19 protein-coding genes are annotated in these 15,598 nt (G+C 64.3%); 9 read left to right on the forward strand and 10 right to left on the reverse strand.

Annotated elements, in window-relative coordinates; translation table 11 throughout:
• The first annotated feature begins 341 nt into the window (after positions 1-341).
• Positions 342-587 carry an EF-hand domain-containing protein gene (locus P1U48_RS00295; RefSeq protein WP_300240033.1) on the forward strand — a complete coding sequence of 82 codons (246 nt, stop codon included), beginning with the start codon at positions 342-344 and terminating at the stop codon, positions 585-587.
• A gap of 114 nt (positions 588-701) precedes the next feature.
• Here P1U48_RS00295 and P1U48_RS00300 read toward each other — a convergent pair whose 3' ends face one another.
• Positions 702-1,001: a hypothetical protein gene (locus tag P1U48_RS00300; protein ID WP_301066144.1), complete on the reverse strand. Its 300-nt coding sequence runs from the start codon at positions 999-1,001 to the stop codon at positions 702-704.
• Positions 1,002-1,040: 39 nt separating this feature from the next.
• Positions 1,041-1,763 carry a 1-(5-phosphoribosyl)-5-[(5-phosphoribosylamino)methylideneamino]imidazole-4-carboxamide isomerase gene (gene hisA, locus P1U48_RS00305; protein ID WP_301066851.1) on the reverse strand — a complete coding sequence of 241 codons (723 nt, stop codon included), beginning with the start codon at positions 1,761-1,763 and terminating at the stop codon, positions 1,041-1,043.
• A gap of 131 nt (positions 1,764-1,894) precedes the next feature.
• Between hisA and P1U48_RS00310 the strand changes: the two genes are divergently transcribed.
• On the forward strand, positions 1,895-2,278 hold the full coding sequence (locus P1U48_RS00310) for a DUF2147 domain-containing protein (RefSeq protein WP_301066145.1): 384 nt from the start codon (positions 1,895-1,897) through the stop codon (positions 2,276-2,278).
• A gap of 90 nt (positions 2,279-2,368) precedes the next feature.
• Here P1U48_RS00310 and hisH read toward each other — a convergent pair whose 3' ends face one another.
• Together hisH and hisB are read right to left on the reverse strand one after the other, a co-directional pair.
• Positions 2,369-3,007: an imidazole glycerol phosphate synthase subunit HisH gene (gene hisH / locus P1U48_RS00315; RefSeq protein ID WP_301066146.1), complete on the reverse strand. Its 639-nt coding sequence runs from the start codon at positions 3,005-3,007 to the stop codon at positions 2,369-2,371.
• Positions 3,008-3,198: 191 nt separating this feature from the next.
• Entirely contained in the window at positions 3,199-3,786 is a 588-nt protein-coding gene (hisB, locus tag P1U48_RS00320; RefSeq protein ID WP_301066147.1) for an imidazoleglycerol-phosphate dehydratase HisB, read from the reverse strand.
• 229 nt (positions 3,787-4,015) lie between these two features.
• On the opposite strand from hisB, the gene phnC reads away from it, so the two are divergent.
• The 4 genes from phnC to phnE (P1U48_RS00340) all read left to right on the forward strand — a co-directional run bounded on the left by phnC (position 4,016) and on the right by phnE (P1U48_RS00340) (position 8,083).
• The gene (gene phnC, locus P1U48_RS00325) at positions 4,016-4,852 is read left to right on the forward strand and encodes a phosphonate ABC transporter ATP-binding protein (RefSeq protein WP_301066148.1); all 837 of its coding nucleotides are present in this window, start codon (positions 4,016-4,018) and stop codon (positions 4,850-4,852) included.
• Positions 4,853-4,921: 69 nt separating this feature from the next.
• Positions 4,922-5,824, forward strand: coding sequence for a phosphonate ABC transporter substrate-binding protein (gene phnD / locus P1U48_RS00330; RefSeq protein ID WP_301066149.1), 903 nt, complete (start codon positions 4,922-4,924; stop codon positions 5,822-5,824).
• A 58-nt stretch (positions 5,825-5,882) separates the two neighbouring features.
• The gene (gene phnE / locus P1U48_RS00335) at positions 5,883-6,767 is read left to right on the forward strand and encodes a phosphonate ABC transporter, permease protein PhnE (RefSeq protein WP_301066150.1); all 885 of its coding nucleotides are present in this window, start codon (positions 5,883-5,885) and stop codon (positions 6,765-6,767) included.
• The gene (gene phnE, locus P1U48_RS00340) at positions 6,764-8,083 is read left to right on the forward strand and encodes a phosphonate ABC transporter, permease protein PhnE (protein ID WP_301066151.1); all 1,320 of its coding nucleotides are present in this window, start codon (positions 6,764-6,766) and stop codon (positions 8,081-8,083) included. The genes phnE (P1U48_RS00335) and phnE (P1U48_RS00340) overlap by 4 nt, the downstream gene beginning before the upstream one ends.
• Positions 8,084-8,179: 96 nt before the next feature.
• Here phnE (P1U48_RS00340) and P1U48_RS00345 read toward each other — a convergent pair whose 3' ends face one another.
• The 3 genes from P1U48_RS00345 to ppk2 form a co-directional block, all read right to left on the reverse strand.
• Positions 8,180-8,956 carry a PhnD/SsuA/transferrin family substrate-binding protein gene (locus P1U48_RS00345; protein ID WP_301066152.1) on the reverse strand — a complete coding sequence of 259 codons (777 nt, stop codon included), beginning with the start codon at positions 8,954-8,956 and terminating at the stop codon, positions 8,180-8,182.
• On the reverse strand, positions 8,953-9,390 hold the full coding sequence (locus tag P1U48_RS00350; protein WP_301066153.1) for a TerB family tellurite resistance protein: 438 nt from the start codon (positions 9,388-9,390) through the stop codon (positions 8,953-8,955). Before P1U48_RS00350 ends, P1U48_RS00345 begins: the two co-directional genes overlap by 4 nt.
• A gap of 83 nt (positions 9,391-9,473) precedes the next feature.
• Positions 9,474-10,397: a polyphosphate kinase 2 gene (gene ppk2 / locus P1U48_RS00355; RefSeq protein WP_301066154.1), complete on the reverse strand. Its 924-nt coding sequence runs from the start codon at positions 10,395-10,397 to the stop codon at positions 9,474-9,476.
• A 243-nt stretch (positions 10,398-10,640) separates the two neighbouring features.
• Here ppk2 and P1U48_RS00360 point away from each other — a divergent pair, with 243 nt between their 5' ends.
• Positions 10,641-10,970 (forward strand): excalibur calcium-binding domain-containing protein, encoded by a 330-nt coding sequence (locus P1U48_RS00360; protein WP_301066155.1) that lies wholly within the window; start codon positions 10,641-10,643, stop codon positions 10,968-10,970.
• A gap of 5 nt (positions 10,971-10,975) precedes the next feature.
• On the opposite strand, the gene P1U48_RS00365 is transcribed toward P1U48_RS00360, so the two are convergent.
• The 3 genes from P1U48_RS00365 to P1U48_RS00375 form a co-directional block, all read right to left on the reverse strand.
• Positions 10,976-12,619: a CTP synthase gene (locus P1U48_RS00365; protein ID WP_301066156.1), complete on the reverse strand. Its 1,644-nt coding sequence runs from the start codon at positions 12,617-12,619 to the stop codon at positions 10,976-10,978.
• Positions 12,620-12,798: 179 nt separating this feature from the next.
• Positions 12,799-13,155 (reverse strand): preprotein translocase subunit SecG, encoded by a 357-nt coding sequence (gene secG / locus P1U48_RS00370; protein ID WP_301066158.1) that lies wholly within the window; start codon positions 13,153-13,155, stop codon positions 12,799-12,801.
• A gap of 166 nt (positions 13,156-13,321) precedes the next feature.
• Positions 13,322-13,717 (reverse strand): DUF6524 family protein, encoded by a 396-nt coding sequence (locus P1U48_RS00375; RefSeq protein ID WP_301066159.1) that lies wholly within the window; start codon positions 13,715-13,717, stop codon positions 13,322-13,324.
• 255 nt (positions 13,718-13,972) lie between these two features.
• On the opposite strand from P1U48_RS00375, the gene P1U48_RS00380 reads away from it, so the two are divergent.
• Both P1U48_RS00380 and P1U48_RS00385 read left to right on the forward strand, forming a co-directional pair.
• Entirely contained in the window at positions 13,973-15,268 is a 1,296-nt protein-coding gene (locus P1U48_RS00380) for an adenylosuccinate synthase (protein ID WP_301066160.1), read from the forward strand.
• 4 nt (positions 15,269-15,272) lie between these two features.
• Positions 15,273-15,494 (forward strand): DUF2842 domain-containing protein, encoded by a 222-nt coding sequence (locus P1U48_RS00385; protein ID WP_301066162.1) that lies wholly within the window; start codon positions 15,273-15,275, stop codon positions 15,492-15,494.
• Positions 15,495-15,598 lie beyond the last annotated feature (104 nt).

A 15,598-nucleotide genomic window follows, 5' to 3' on the forward strand; every position in this document is an offset into this window, starting at 1 on the left:
CGCAGCGCCGGGCCAGTGGGCGGATCGCCTCAGGCGAGGGGTTTCCTGCCCAGCGGCGGCGGCCGGTTTCGGGCCGCGGGTCAATGGGGCGCCGCGGGCAGAGCGGGCGATGCGCCGGAAGTCGCGCGCAGCGGGTATGCGGGTCGGCAAAGATCCGATCACGGCATCCGCCGGGCGGTGAACCGCCCGGAATTTTTGGTTTTATGGCAATGTCTTGCCGGTGGTTGAAGCCGCCTTCATTTTCCCTCTCGCGGAGAATGAAAAGCCGGCGTAGCGTCCGCTCACGACTCACCGGATGGTCCGGGAGTTGCGGACAAACTGACTATAAAAGGAGTGTTGTCATGAAGACGTTTGCCCTGAAATCGGTTGCCCTTGCCGCGCTGATCGCCAGCCCGCTGGCGGTACAGGCGTTGACGGCCGAGCAGGACGTTGACGGCAATGGCAGCTATTCGCTGGAAGAGCTGCAGGCAGCTGTTTCGGACATGACCGAAGACACCTTTGCCGAGATCGACGAGAACGGCGACGGCGAGGTGGACATGACGGAGGTGGAGACCGCGCAATCCGCGGGCCTGCTGCCCGAGAATTGATCCGCAGGTGACCGGCGACATGGATCACGCGCCGGTCCCGTCCCGGTCTGCCCGCGCCTGACGCGGCGGACCGGGCGCATCCTGGCCCCGCGGTATCGCGGGGTCAGGTTGGGGTCAGGCGCGGTGGGCGCGGCGGCGCAGGAAGGCCCGAACCAGCGCGAAGAGCCCCCAGAGCGCAGCCGAACCGATCACCACCGGGGCGAAGATCAGCGGCCCCCAGGCGGCCAGGAGGTCAAGGGTATAGGCGGCCTCGCCCCAGTCGGTCCCGGCGACCAGGCAGGGGGTGGCAAAGCCTTCGTGGATGGTGCAGCCGAAGCCATTGGCCAGCGTCAGCACGCCGACGGCCGCCCCGAGCCAGATCAGGATCGGGCCGATCACCAGCAGCGCGAAGACAAGGTGGATCAGGCGGGCCATGCGGGCAGGCTAGCACGGATTGTCGGCGGAGGCGCCGCCCTAGCCGCGCAGCACCGTCAGCGCCTCTTTCAAGTCGATCGCCCCGTCATAGAGGGCCCGGCCCGAGATCGCGCCGTTCAGCGCCGCGCCGCAGTCGCGCAGGGCGATGAGGTCGGCGATGGAACTGACTCCTCCACTCGCGATGACCGGGATCGAGACGGCGCGGGCGAGCGCGGCGGTCGCCTCGACATTCGGGCCCTGCATCGCGCCGTCGCGGTTGATGTCGGTGTAGATGATCGCAGCGACGCCCGCATCTTCGAAGCTGCGGGCCAGATCGGTGGCGTCGACATTGGTTTCCTCGGCCCAGCCCTTGGTCGCGACCTTGCCGTTTCGCGCGTCGATGCCGACCGCGACCTGACCGGGAAAGGCACGCGCCGCCTGGCGCACCAGATCGGGATTTTCGACCGCCACGGTGCCCAGGATCACCCGGGCCAGCCCCTTGGACAGCCAGGCCTCAATCGTGGCCATGTCGCGGATGCCGCCGCCGAGCTGCGCCGGGACCGGGCAGGCGGCGAGGATCGCCTCGACCGCTGCGGCGTTCACCGGGGCACCGGCGAAGGCGCCGTTCAGATCGACGAGATGCAGCCACTCGCAGCCCGCAGCGACGAATTCAGTGGCCTGGGCCGCCGGGTTGTCATTGAACACCGTGGCCTTGTCCATCTCGCCGCGCAGCAGCCGCACGGCCTTGCCGTCCTTCAGGTCGATGGCGGGATAAAGGATCATGGCGGTCTGTCCGGTCAGGTTGGGCGGGATGTCGGCGGGGTTTTGCATGACGTGGCGAGATTTGCAATCGGACTTGTCCGGCGCGCGACATCCGGTCAACCTGCGGGCGGGATGAATTGAGGAGAGAGACGATGCGGAGAGTGACGAGTGCGATTGCGGCCTGGGCACTGCTGGCGGGGATGGCTCTGGCAGATCCGGTTGAGGGAACCTGGAAGACCGAGGTGGATGACGGGGCCTATGCCCATGTGACGGTTGCACCCTGCGGCGCGGCGATCTGTGGCGTGATCAGCCGCACCTTCAACGACACCGGCGAATACAAGAGCCCCAATCTGGGCAAGAAACTGGTCTGGGACATGCAGCCGAACGGCAATGGCGCCTATCGCCACGGCAAGATCTGGCAACCGTCGACGGACAAGGTCTATGCCTCGAAGATGGATATGACCGGCGACGTTTTGAAAGTGCGCGGCTGTATCGGGCCGATCTGCAAGAAACAGACATGGAACCGGGTGAAATGATCTGACGCTGACATCGGGGCGGCGAATTTTCGCGAAAATTCGCGAGAAAAGTCTTGGCCAAGACTTTTCGCCCGGTGGGGGCGGTGGCGCTCAGGGTGTCCAGGTCAGGAAGTTGGCGATCAGCCGCAGCCCGGTCGCCTGGCTTTTCTCCGGGTGGAACTGGGTGCCGATCATCGTGTCGCGCCCGACAATGGCGGTGATCGGTCCGGCGTAATCGGCATGCGCCAGCAATTGGTCGGCGGCATTGACCTGCATCTGGTAGGAATGGACGAAATAGGCGTGTTGGCCGGTCTCGATCCCGGCCAGAACCGGATGCGGGCGGTCGATCACCAGATCGTTCCAGCCCATATGCGGCACCTTGAGGGCCGGATCATCTGGGGTGATGCGGGTCACCTCTCCGTCGATCCAGCCAAGGCCCGGGGTGTCCTGATATTCATGGCCGATCCGGGCCATCAGCTGCATTCCGACGCAGATGCCCAGAAACGGGCGACCCCGGGTTTCGACCGCCTCGCGCAGCGCGTCAAACAGGTTTTCACGCCCCTTGAGGGCCTGGGCACAGGCCGGAAAGGCGCCGTCGCCGGGCAGGACGATACGGTCGGCACGCGCCACGTCCTCGGCCCGGTCACTGACGATCACCTGACCGCCGCCAACCTCACGCGCCATCCGCTGAAACGCTTTTTCGGCGGAATGCAGGTTGCCGCTTTCGTAATCGATCAGAACGGTGAGCATGGTCTTGGCCTTTTGCTGGGGCAGAGGCAGCAGGTCGCGCGAAATCGCGATGGGGTCAAGGGGGGGGAAGGGGGGGGCGCGCGGGGGCCCTGGGGGGGAACGGGCTGGGGGCGCTGCCCCCAGGCCCCCGAGATGTTTTTGACCAGAAGAAGAGCAAGGCAGCTGGCGCCTTGGTCGGCACCGGGACGGGCTCAGAGCGCGCCTTTGGTCGAGGGGATCGCGTCGGATTTGCGCGGGTCGGTTTCCACCGCCTCGCGCAGGGCGCGGGCCACCGCCTTGAATGCCGCTTCGGCGATGTGGTGGGAATTGATGCCGTGCAGCGCGTCGATATGCAGGGTGATGCCGCCATGGCTGCTGAAGGCCTGGAAGAATTCACGCAGCAATTCGCTGTCGAATGTGCCGATCTTCTGGGTCGGCAGGTCCAGGTTCCAGACCAGATAGGGGCGCCCCGACAGATCGAGCGCGGCACGCACCAGCGCGTCGTCCATTGGCAGCAGGCAGGCACCGTAGCGGCGGATACCGCGTTTGTCGCCCAGCGCCCGGGCCAGGGCCTGACCCAGCGCGATGCCGGTGTCCTCGACCGAGTGGTGATCGTCGATATGGGTGTCACCGCTGCAGGTCACATTCATGTCGATCAGCGAATGGCGGGCGAGCTGGTCCAGCATATGGTCAAAGAAGCCGATGCCGGTGCGGTTGTCATACCGCCCGCTGCCATCCAGATCGATCGAGACGGTGATGTCCGTTTCGGCCGTCTTGCGGGTGATCTCTGCCTTGCGCATGCCGCCTCCGCTGTCGCTGCCCGGGCCTTATAGGGCCGCCACCCCGGGGCGCCAAGATGGTTGAGGCAGATTGCTGGCGGCGTGATGCAATGTGGCCATTGCTGGCCGTGAGCCGAGTCGCGGGGCATTTTGCGCCCGGTTGCAGGCCGCGTAACAAAAGTTTCACGGTCAGGTTACAAAGCCGTTTCGCAGCGTCCCTAACAGGACCTCATCCATTGGAGGGCCGCGCGTGCTGAGCATTGACCATCTGACCAAATCCTTTGGCCGCACTATTGCGGTCGACGCGGCGCGCATCGAGATCGCGCAGCCGATGATGATCGGTATCATCGGACGCTCGGGGGCGGGCAAATCAACCTTGCTGCGGATGCTGAACCGGCTGACCACGCACAGCTCGGGCCGGATCCTGTTCGAAGGGCGCGACATCACCGCCCTGAAGGGCGCCGCGGTGCGGGGCTGGCAGGCCGATTGCGCGATGATCTTTCAGCAGTTCAACCTGGTGCCACGCATGGATGTGGTCTCGAACGTGTTGCATGGCACGCTGAACCGTCGCTCGACCCTGCGCAGCCTGTTCAATCTGTTCCCAAGCGCCGATATCCACCGCGCCATCGACATCCTAGAGCGGCTGGGTATCGCCGAGCACGCGCCCAAACGCGCCGAGGCACTGTCGGGTGGCCAACAGCAACGGGTGGCGATTGCGCGGGCGCTGATGCAGGATCCCAAGATCATTCTGGCGGATGAGCCGATCGCCAGCCTTGACCCGATGAATGCCCAGCTGGTGATGGCGGCGCTGCGCCGTATCCACGAAGAGGACGGGCGCATCGTCATTGCCAATCTGCACACGCTGGACACCGCGCGGCGCTATTGCGACCGGGTGATCGGCATGCGCGACGGGCGTATCGTGTTTGACGGCACCCCGGCGCAGCTGACCACCGGGGTTGCCCGCGACATCTATGGCGCCGATGCCAGTTTTTCTGAATCCGCGACCTCGACCGAGATCGAAACACTGGATCGCGAGGGGCCAGGCTCTGGCCCCGGCGGCCGCCAGGCTGCCGGCGCGACGGTCTAGCCCAATTCCACCCACAATCACCCGCCGCCCGGGATCAACCCGGCGGCTTATCACAGAGGGAAACCCGAGATGAAAACGCTGATCGCTGTCATTCTGGCCACCACCGCATTGGTGACACCTGCCGCTGCAGAAGAGATCAAGGAATTCCGGATCGGCATTCTGGGCGGCGAAAACGCCCAGGACCGGATGAACAGCCACGAATGCCTGAAGAAACACACCGAAGAGGCGCTGGGCGTTCCAACCAGGCTGTTTGCCCCCGCCGATTACAACGGGGTGATCCAGGGGCTGCTCGGCGGCACCATCGACATGGCCTGGCTGGGCGCCTCGGGCTATGCCAAGACCTATCTCGACGACCCTGACGCGGTTGAGCCGGTGCTGGTCAAGATCAATGTCGATGGCTCTTATGGGTACCATTCCATCGGCTTTGCCCGCAAAGACAGCGGCATCACCAGGATCGAAGACCTGAAGGGCAAGAAATTCGGCTTTGGCGATCCGAACTCGACCTCCGGCTACCTGATCCCCTCGATCGAGATCCCGGCGCAATTCGGGGTGACGATGAACTCCGGCGATTACTTTGGCGAAGTTGCCTTTACCGGCGGCCATGAGCAGACCATCGTCGCGGTCAATAACGGCGATATCGACGGCGGCGTGACCTGGGCCGATGGCCAGGGCACCTGGGAAGACGGCTATAATTCCGGCGCCCTGCGCAAGGCGGTGGATGCGGGTCTGGTGGACATGAACGATCTGGTCGAGATTTGGCGCTCCAAGCCGATCCCCGAGGGCCCGGTCGTGCTGCGCAAATCGCTGCCCGCCGAGGTCAAGGCCAAGATGACCGCGCTGATCGACGGCATGTATGAGAGCGACCGCGACTGCACCTACAACATCTCGGCCGGTGAATCGCTGGGTTTCGATCCGATCACCCATGACGCCTATCTGTCGATCATCGCAGCACGTCGCGCGAAATCGCAATAAGCGCAACCTGACCGGGCGGGCCTGCCGGGCCCGTCCGACATTCTTGGGGGTTTCCGACATGGCCGAGATCACTGCGCAAGCCCGCACCGGGGTGCAGCATATTCGCGACGATTACCTCGCTCTGACCCGGCGCAAGCGGCTCTATTCCGCGATCCTGCTGGCGCTGTTCGTCGCGGCGATGACCGCCGGGTTCATGGTCGCCGACAGCCGCAATGCAGGCGGGTTCTGGGACGGCGCGGATAACATCCTTGATTTCCCGATCATCGTGCTGCGCGAGGCTTCGGACAAGTTGGAACAATTGCCGGGCCATATGGTGGCTTTCCTGCCCGCCCTGCTGGAAACCATCAATATCGCCGCCGTCTCGACCCTGATCGGGGCGCTGGTTGCGATCGTTCTGTCGATGCTGTCGACCCGGGGGCTGGCGCGCTGGCCGCGGTTGATCCCGCTGTTCCGCCGTTTGATGGATGTGCTGCGCGCGGTGCCGGAAATCGTCGTCGCGCTGATCCTGATCTTTGTACTGGGCGCCGGCCCGGTGCCGGCGATGATTGCGATTGCGTTGCACAGTTCGGGGGCGCTGGGCAAATTGTTTTCCGAGGTCAATGAAAATGCCTCGTTGAAACCGGTCGAGGGGCTGGCCTCGGTCGGGGCCAGCTGGTCGCAGCGGATGCTGCTGGGGGTGCTGCCACAGGTGGCGCCGAATTACCTTAGCTATGCGTTGCTGCGGTTCGAGATCAACATTCGCGCCTCCGCCATCCTCGGCTTTGTCGGGGCTGGAGGCATTGGCTATGAGCTGAAGAATGCGATGACTTGGGGGCAGGGAAAATACGACGAGAGCGCTGCGATCTTTCTGCTGCTCTTTGCCACCATCGTGCTGTTTGATCAGCTGTCGTCGATGGCCCGCAGCCACCTGACCGAAGGTCGCACCTCGGAGATGCTGACATGAGTATGGCCCTCGCCCCGCAAGTCATCCACGCCCAGGCCGACGCGCTGTTCCGGCGCAAACGGCTGACGGCTTTTGCCATCCCGCTGCTGGTCCTTGCCTATCTGACCTACGCGTTCTTTGCCTTTGATGTGCCGGGTCTGGCCGACCGGGCCAGCCTGAAAAACGCCCGCACCCTGGTGGCCGACGCCTACAGTTACAAGACCCATGTCAGCCGCGACAACCGCAGTGGCATCATCGACATCGCCATCGAAGGCGAGCGCAAGGGCACCTATCCTGAGGGCAGTGCGCCGGATTGGGTGACTCGCGGGGCCGTCACCCTGGTTCAGCTGCGCGACGGCCATCTGGTGCGGCTTGGCCCGGATCAACAGGTCAGCTATGACATCCCCGGTTATGGCATCCTGCGCGCCAATCCCTCACGCGACGGGGTGAACGCAACCTTCCCGGAGGGGCCGCTGCCCACCTTCATCAACGCCTCGAAGAACCGGGTTGCGATCACCACCGATGCCGGGCGGGTGACGATCACCCGCAACAAGACCGAGGTGTTTCGCTATTTCATCGGATGGGAGATGTTCTTTTTCACCCTCGACAGCCGCTTTCACGGCATGGCGCCCGGCACGCTGCTCAGCCAGGCGCTGAACGGTGAGGCCGGGGCGATCTGGCATGATTTCTGGCAAAATCCGATGTGGCGCCATGGCGAGGTCGCCTGGGCGCTGTTCGAAACCATCCTGATGGCGTTTCTGGGCACCTTCGGCGCCGCGATCGTGGCGCTGCCGCTGGCCTTCCTGGCGGCGAAATCCTTTACCCCGCTGGTGCTGATCCGTCAGGCGGCGCGGCGGCTGTTTGATTTCTGCCGCGGGGTGGATGCGCTGATCTGGACCATCGTGCTGGCCCGCGCCTTCGGCCCCGGGCCGCTGACCGGGGCGCTGGCGATCCTGATCACCGACACTGGCAGCTTTGGCAAGATGTTCTCGGAAACCCTGGAAAACGTCGACACCAAACAGATCGAAGGGCTGCAATCGACCGGGGCCAAACCGCTGCAACGCTACCGTTTCGCGGTGATCCCGCAGGTGACACCGGTATTCCTCAGCCAGATCCTCTATTACTTTGAATCCAACACCCGCAGCGCCACCATCATCGGCGCGATCACCGGCGGCGGCATCGGCCTGCTGCTGACCCAGGCGATGATCACCCAGAAGGATTGGGAAGAGGTCAGCTATTACATCACCCTGGTGATCCTGATGGTGTTTGTGATGGATTGGCTTTCCGGCTGGCTCCGCCGCCGCCTGATCGCCGGGGGCCGTGACGGCCAGCCTTGAGCGCGCAGGTCCCCGGCTTCCTCTGGTCGAAAATATCCCGGGGGTGAGGCCAAAGGCCGAGGGGGCAGCGCCCCCTGCGACGGCAGGGTCCGCGCCTCAGACGCGACCAATGGGCGGCGGTGCCGGGATCGGCTGCGCCAGATAGGCGGCTTCGGGCAACACCACCAGCCCGTTGAGGCCAAGTTGCGCGCGACGCGACTCAGACAGCGCCGCAATCGCCGCGCCGACCGCCGTGCGCAGGGCAATGACATCGCGGCCCGGCGCGGTGATCAGCGGCAGGCCCGGGGTCGGCGGCGTGCGTCCGACCTCGGCCAGTGCCGCAATCACCGGATCATCCCGCCGCATCAACCGCCAGCTCTGCGCGTCGATGAAACAGATATCGGCGCGGCCCTCGGTGACGGCGCGGGCCGATGCCGCATGGCCGCCGGTTTGCAGGCATTCGGCAAAGCCGCCGCCGCGCTGCGCCACCGCGTCGACGGCGGCCGCCCAGCCGGATTGCGACAGCGGATCGTTATAGGCCAGCCGCAGATCCCGCCACTGCGCCGAGGCCCGGCGCGGATCCCCGGCGCGCATCGCGATGACGGAATTGTACTGGCCCGCGGCGCAGCCGGGCAGGCCGTAATCCGGGGTGGCGACCAGCGCCACCTGGCGGTGCAGGCGGCTGCGAAACGGCAATCCGCAGGTCTGCGACAGCAGCAGGTCAGGCGATTGCCACTCGGCCCAGAGATCGCCGTCATGGCTCAGCCCCTCAGGCGCGGCAATCCCGGCTGTGCGCAGCTGATCCCGGATCGCGACCCAGAGCGCATCGGTGGCGCTGCGGCTCTCGGGGCGGTCATACATCGGCAGCGCGGCGATCAGCCCGCCGCGGCTCATCCCGGTGTCACCCGCCGCCGTGCTGCATTGCTGTCCTGATCGGTGATCCCCAGCAGGTTGGCCACCAGCCGCATCAGCGCGTTTTCGGCGTCATTGCGGGTGCCGTCCTCCAGCACCACCGCCCAGAGCGCCTCAACCACGGCGATGCGATCCTCCAGCGGCACCGCATCCTTGATCGCGCGGGTAAAGCGGACGGTGTCCGGCGCCTCGACCTCCAGCACTTCGCCATTCTGGCGCAGCTCCAGCGCCTCGGCGGCGGAGAGGTGATAGCGGTTGGCGAGGATCCGAGAGATGCGCGCCTGCTCGCCGTTGTCGTAATGCCCGTCGCTGCGCGCGGCGCGCACCAGCAGGGCGGTCAGGGCCAGACGCGCGTCGGCATCGGGCAAGGGGGCGGGGTCGGGCCGGATCAGCCGGGACAAGAGATCAGCGAACATGTCTCAGACATAGGCCTTGGCCGCCGCCGCGCCAATGCGCAATCCGATCCGGTTGATTGATTTTGCCGTGAACGGGTGCGGCGTCAGTATTTCGACGGCACGTAGAGCTCGGCCGGCATCCGTGACCGTTCGTAATCGGGGTTGAACACCCGCTCCGGCAGGCTGGCGTCCTCATGCGGCACCTCGCAATAGTCAAACAGGCTGAGCAGATGGTCGATGCAGTTCAGCCGCGCCCGTTTCTTGTCATTGCCGGGTACGATATACCAAGGCGCCTCGGGGATATTGGTGCGCTGCATCATATCCTCCTTGGCCTTGGTGTAATCTTCCCAGCGGATCCGCGATTGCAGATCCATCGGGCTCAGCTTCCATTGTTTCAGCGGGTCATGGATGCGGATCAGGAACCGCATCTGCTGTTCCTCGTCGGTGATCGAGAACCAGTATTTCACCACCTTGATGCCGGACCGCACCAGCATCCGTTCGAATTCCGGCACATCGTGAAAGAAATCGGCAAGCTCCTGGTCCGAGGCGAATCCCATCACCCGTTCGACCCCGGCGCGGTTGTACCAGGACCGGTCGAACAGCACGATTTCACCACCCGCCGGCAGATGCGGCACGTAGCGCTGGAAATACCATTGGGTCTTTTCCCGATCCGAAGGCGCGGGCAGGGCGACGGTGCGCACCACGCGGGGGTTCAGCCGCTGGGTGATCCGCTTGATCACCCCGCCCTTGCCGGCGCTGTCGCGGCCCTCAAAGATCACCACCACCTTTTCGTTGTTGGCGACCACCCAATCCTGCAGCTTGATCAGCTCCGCCTGCAGTTTCAGCAGGGCGCGGAAATACTCCGGGCGCGGCAGCGTCGGCCCATGCGCCTTGCGATAGATCTCGGCGATCTTCATCGACAGGATTGAGTCTTCCATCTCCAGCTCGACCTCTTCGTCGAACGAGTCGAGGAGTTCGGCCTCGAGCCAGTCTTCGGGCGAAATATTGCTGTCGTCTGGATTGCTCACGGCCTGTCCTTTCCGGTTCCCGGCGGTTTCGCACGAGTATGTGACGGATTCGTATGGGGGGCCAGAGACGCCCGCTGAGATTTGGCGGGGGCGAGGGGGCAATCGCCGGTGCCGCCCGATCTGATGACCGGTTCAGGCCGGGCGCGCCATCCAAATTTCTAATATTTGACTGAAATCTGACGATTTTTTGATCCATCACCCTGGCACCCGGGAAACCCAGATACCGCTGTACGGGAGGCAGAGATGAAGAAGGACATATACCCGTTGCAGCGCCGCGACACGTGGCGGCCTCAGGGCGCGCGGATGGCGTCGCGAGCCAGGTCGGCTTTGCTGGCATTCGTTGCGGCGGCGGCGCTGGCTTGGATCGCTGATCGTTGCGTGGCAGAGCTCAATCGTCCATTTCCGGTGTCGATCAAGCGGGCAAACCAGGGGCCGGATTTGGATTGCGCGGACTTTGTCACGCGCTGGCAGGCCACCCGCTTCCTTCGCGCCCTAGGCGGAGATCGGCACAGGCTGGACGATGACCGGGATGGCGTCGCGTGCGAGCGTCTGCCCTGGATCACGCTGCGCTAGCGCGATCACACCAGCCGCGACACATCCCTTGCCGCCCGCACGAAATCGGCGAACAGCGGATGCGGCTCGAACGGTTTCGATTTCAGCTCCGGGTGGAACTGCACGCCAAAGAACCAGGGGTGGTCCTTGATCTCGACGATCTCGGGCAGGCGGCCATCGGGGGACATGCCGGAAAAGCACAGCCCCTTGGCCTCCAGCGCCTTGCGGTATTTGGTGTCCACCTCATAGCGGTGGCGGTGGCGTTCCTCGATCTGGGTGCTGCCATAGATCTGGGCCACCCGTGAGCCTTCGGCCAGGGTCGCGCTATAGGCGCCCAGCCGCATGGTGCCGCCCTTGTCGTCATCGACCTTGCGTTGCACCGCATGGCTGCCCTGAATCCATTCTTTCAGGTGGTAAACCACGGGCTCGAAACGTTTTTCACCTGACTCGTGATCAAATTCCTCGGATCCCGCCTTGGCCATCCCGGCCAGATTGCGGGCCGCTTCGATCACCGCCATCTGCATGCCGAGGCAGATGCCCAGATAGGGGATGTTGCGCTCTCGCGCGAATTGCGCCGCCTTGATCTTGCCCTCGGTGCCGCGCTCGCCAAAGCCGCCGGGAACCAGGATGGCGTGAAAGCCCTCAAGATGCGGCGCTGCGTCCTCATGGTCGAAGACTTCGGAATCGACCCATTGCACATTGACCTTGATCCGGTTGGCCATGCCACCGTGGATCAGCGCCTCCTTGATTGATTTATAGGCGTCCTCAAGCTGGGTGTATTTGCCGACAATGGCGATATTCACCTCACCGTCGGTGGTGTGGATGCGGTCATAGACATCCTCCCAGCGGCTGAGATCGGGACGTGGCGCCGGGCTGATCTGAAACGCATCCAGCACCGCCTGATCGAGGCCCTGCGCGTGATAGGCCAGCGGCGCCTCATAGATCGATTTCAGGTCATAGGCCGGGATCACCGCATCCGGGCGGACATTGCAGAACAGCGCAATCTTGGCGCGTTCCTTTTCCGGGATCGGCTGTTCGGAGCGGCAGACCAGGATATCCGGCTGCAACCCGATCGAGCGCAGCTCTTTGACCGAGTGCTGGGTCGGCTTGGTCTTCAGCTCGCCACTGGCCGCCAGATAGGGCAGCAGGGTGAGATGCATGAACAGGCATTGGCCGCGCGGCTTGTCCTGGGCAAATTGGCGGATCGCCTCAAAGAATGGCAGGCCTTCGATATCGCCGACGGTGCCGCCGATCTCGCAAAGCATGAAATCGACCTCATCTTCGCCAATCTTGATGAAGTCTTTGATTTCATTGGTGACATGCGGAATCACCTGGATGGTTTTTCCCAGGTAGTCGCCGCGCCGTTCCTTATCCAGAACGTTCTGGTAAATGCGCCCGGAACTGACCGAATCCGTCTTGCGCGCCGCCACCCCGGTAAAGCGTTCGTAATGGCCAAGGTCGAGGTCGGTTTCCGCGCCATCGTCGGTGACAAAGACCTCGCCATGTTCGAACGGGCTCATCGTGCCGGGATCAACGTTGAGATAGGGATCGAGCTTGCGCAGCCGCACGGTGAATCCGCGCGCCTGCAACAGCGATCCCAACGCCGCCGAGGCCAGGCCCTTGCCCAGCGACGATACGACGCCACCGGTGATAAAGATAAATCTGGCCATGTTCGGATGCCCCCGTGAAATCTGTGTGTCGGACTGGGAATCGTTGCCAAAACACCAGTGCCAGAGGCGGACGAATAACCACCACTCACGGGATTTAACAGGTAACAGATTCGCCCCACGGACGCAAGGCGACCGCTAGATGGTGTTGGATCGGGCGCGCGGCCCTCAAAAAGTTGTGGTCAGTCCGCCGAAGGTGTCAGCCCGCCGTCGCCGGATGCGGGCGGCGGAACCAATCCGCCGTCACTGTCGGCGGGTGGGGTGGTGCCATCGACCGGCGCCTCGACGTTGCCGCCCAGCCGGTCCAGAACCGAGGTGCCGGCGCTTTTCTCGGCTGAAATCACGGTCAGCGCGATCGAGGTGGTGATAAAGGCCGCCGCGATCACCCAGGTGACCTTGCCCAGAGCGGTGAGCGTGCCGCGTCCCGAGCCACTGCCGCCGCCCATGCCAAGTCCGCCGCCCTCAGAGCGTTGCAGCAGCACCACGCCGATCAGCGACAAAGCCAGGATCAGGTGGATGATAAGGACGACGTTTTCCATGCGATTGGCCTGTCGGTTCGCGGATCGGGACGATGCCGGGTCTGGCGGATGCGGGTCCGGCCAAACGGCACAGCGGTATCGGCGCTATCTAGTGGAGCAGCGGGCGCAGGGCAACCCCCGGATCACGCATCGTCTCGGATCGCCCCGGATTGCCTGATAGCCCGGGTCATTCATCGACATCATCGACATCGGCCTGACCGGACAGACGGCGACGCACCAGCGACCAGGACAGCCCGATCCCCAACACCAGCGACAGGGCAAGCAGGCCCAGCCAGGTGTTCAGCGTCGGGTTGTCCAGCGACAGCAATCCCAGATCCGCCAGCACCCAGGTCAGCGATCCGGCCAGCGCCAGGATCAGTGTCATGCCGAACACCCCGATCGAACGCAGGGTGGCGCGCAGATAGATGATATAGCCGGTCAGCAGCAGCAGCCCGCAGAACAGGATGATCGGCATCTGATCCGGCCAATTGGCGCGGCTCCAGCCGAGGTAATTGTATTTGCCGGGGTTGAAAGTGGCCGACAACAGCAGGAAAGCGGCCAGCCAGCGCAGAATAAAGCTCATCGTCATGCCCCGGATCGTTTCGGTTACGGACTCTGACCCAAGAACATGATCGCTGTCCAGAGGCCAGCGTTGCGGCGCAGTGCCGCCGTCGGGCCTGCGCGGCATCGAGGGCGCGCCGGTCCTGCGATTTCGGTGATTTCGGCCATTTCGAGGCGGGTAAATCGCCGCTGTGCCCCGGTGTGGCGAAAATCCGGTTTCGCAGCGGCCAGCGCTTCGATATGAGGGGCGCGGGTTTTCTCCTCAAAGGGGTAGGGTATGGCCAATGTGGTTGTCGTGGGCGCTCAATGGGGCGACGAGGGCAAAGGCAAGATCGTCGACTGGCTGAGCGAGCGGGCCGATATCATCTGTCGCTTTCAGGGCGGTCATAACGCGGGCCACACGCTGGTCATCGACGGCGAGGTGTTCAAGCTGAACGCGCTGCCTTCGGGCGTGGTGCGCGGCGGCAAGCTGTCGGTGATCGGCAATGGCGTGGTGCTGGACCCCTGGCATCTGGTGAAGGAAATCGACTCGATCCGCCAGCAGGGCGTCGAAATCACGCCCGAGACGCTGATGATCGCCGAGAACACGCCGCTGATCCTGCCGATTCACGGCGAGCTTGACCGCGCCCGCGAAGAGGCGGCCAGCAAGGGCACCAAGATCGGCACCACCGGGCGCGGCATTGGCCCGGCCTATGAAGACAAGGTCGGGCGCCGCTCGGTCCGGGTGGCCGATCTGGCCGATGACGCGACGCTGGGCGCGCGGGTCGATCGCGCGTTGCAGCACCATGATCCGCTGCGCAAGGGGCTGGGGATCGCGCCGATCGACCGCGACGCGTTGGTGGCGCAGTTGCAAGAGATCGCGCCGGAGATCCTGAAATACGCCGCCCCGGTCTGGAAAATGCTGAACGAAAAGCGCAAGGCCGGAAAGCGTATCTTGTTCGAGGGCGCGCAGGGCGCGCTGCTGGACATTGATTTCGGCACCTATCCTTTCGTGACCTCGTCCAATGTCATCGCCGGGCAGGCCGCGACCGGTGTCGGCGTCGGCCCCGGCGCGATTGATTACGTGCTGGGCATCGTCAAGGCCTATACGACCCGGGTCGGCGAAGGCCCGTTTCCGACCGAACTGGACGATGACGACGGCAACCGTCTGGGCACCCGCGGGCATGAGTTTGGCACCGTCACCGGGCGCAAGCGGCGCTGTGGCTGGTTTGACGCCTGTCTGGTGCGCCAGACCTGCGCCACCAGCGGGGTGAACGGCATCGCGCTGACCAAGCTCGACGTGCTGGATGGATTCGAGGTGCTGAAAATCTGCGTCGGGTACGAATTGGACGGCGAGCGGCTGGATTACCTGCCGACGGCGGCAGACCGGCAGGCGCGCTGTCAGCCGATCTATGAGGAGCTGCCAGGCTGGTCGGAATCGACCGAGGGTGCGCGCAGCTGGGCAGACCTGCCTGCCAATGCGATCAAATATGTCCGCCGGGTCGAGGAATTGATCGAATGCCCGGTGGCGATGTTGTCGACCAGCCCGGAACGCGAAGACACCATCCTTGTCACCGACCCGTTTGCGGATTGAGCGGATGGCACTGACCCACAAGGCCCGCCGCCGCTGGGCGCTGATCATCCTGCTGATCGGCCTTCCGCTCTATATCGTGGCGGCCGTCAGCGTGATGTCCTGGCTCGACCGGCCCGGCATTCTGGTCGAGTTGCTGGTCTATCTCGGCCTCGGGGTGCTCTGGGCGCTGCCGTTTCGCGCGGTGTTCCGCGGTGTTGGCCGCCCGGCGCCCGACGACGAAAGCTGACCCCCGGCACCCCGGCTATATCCGGGGCGCATGGCAGATTTGCTTTCCGAACGGCAAGTAGGGGACTTACACTCGCCGCACAATCGGCCTAGAAAGGGGCAAAT

This window comes from Pseudooceanicola sp. (assembly GCF_029213205.1).
GTDB lineage: Bacteria > Pseudomonadota > Alphaproteobacteria > Rhodobacterales > Rhodobacteraceae > Pseudooceanicola.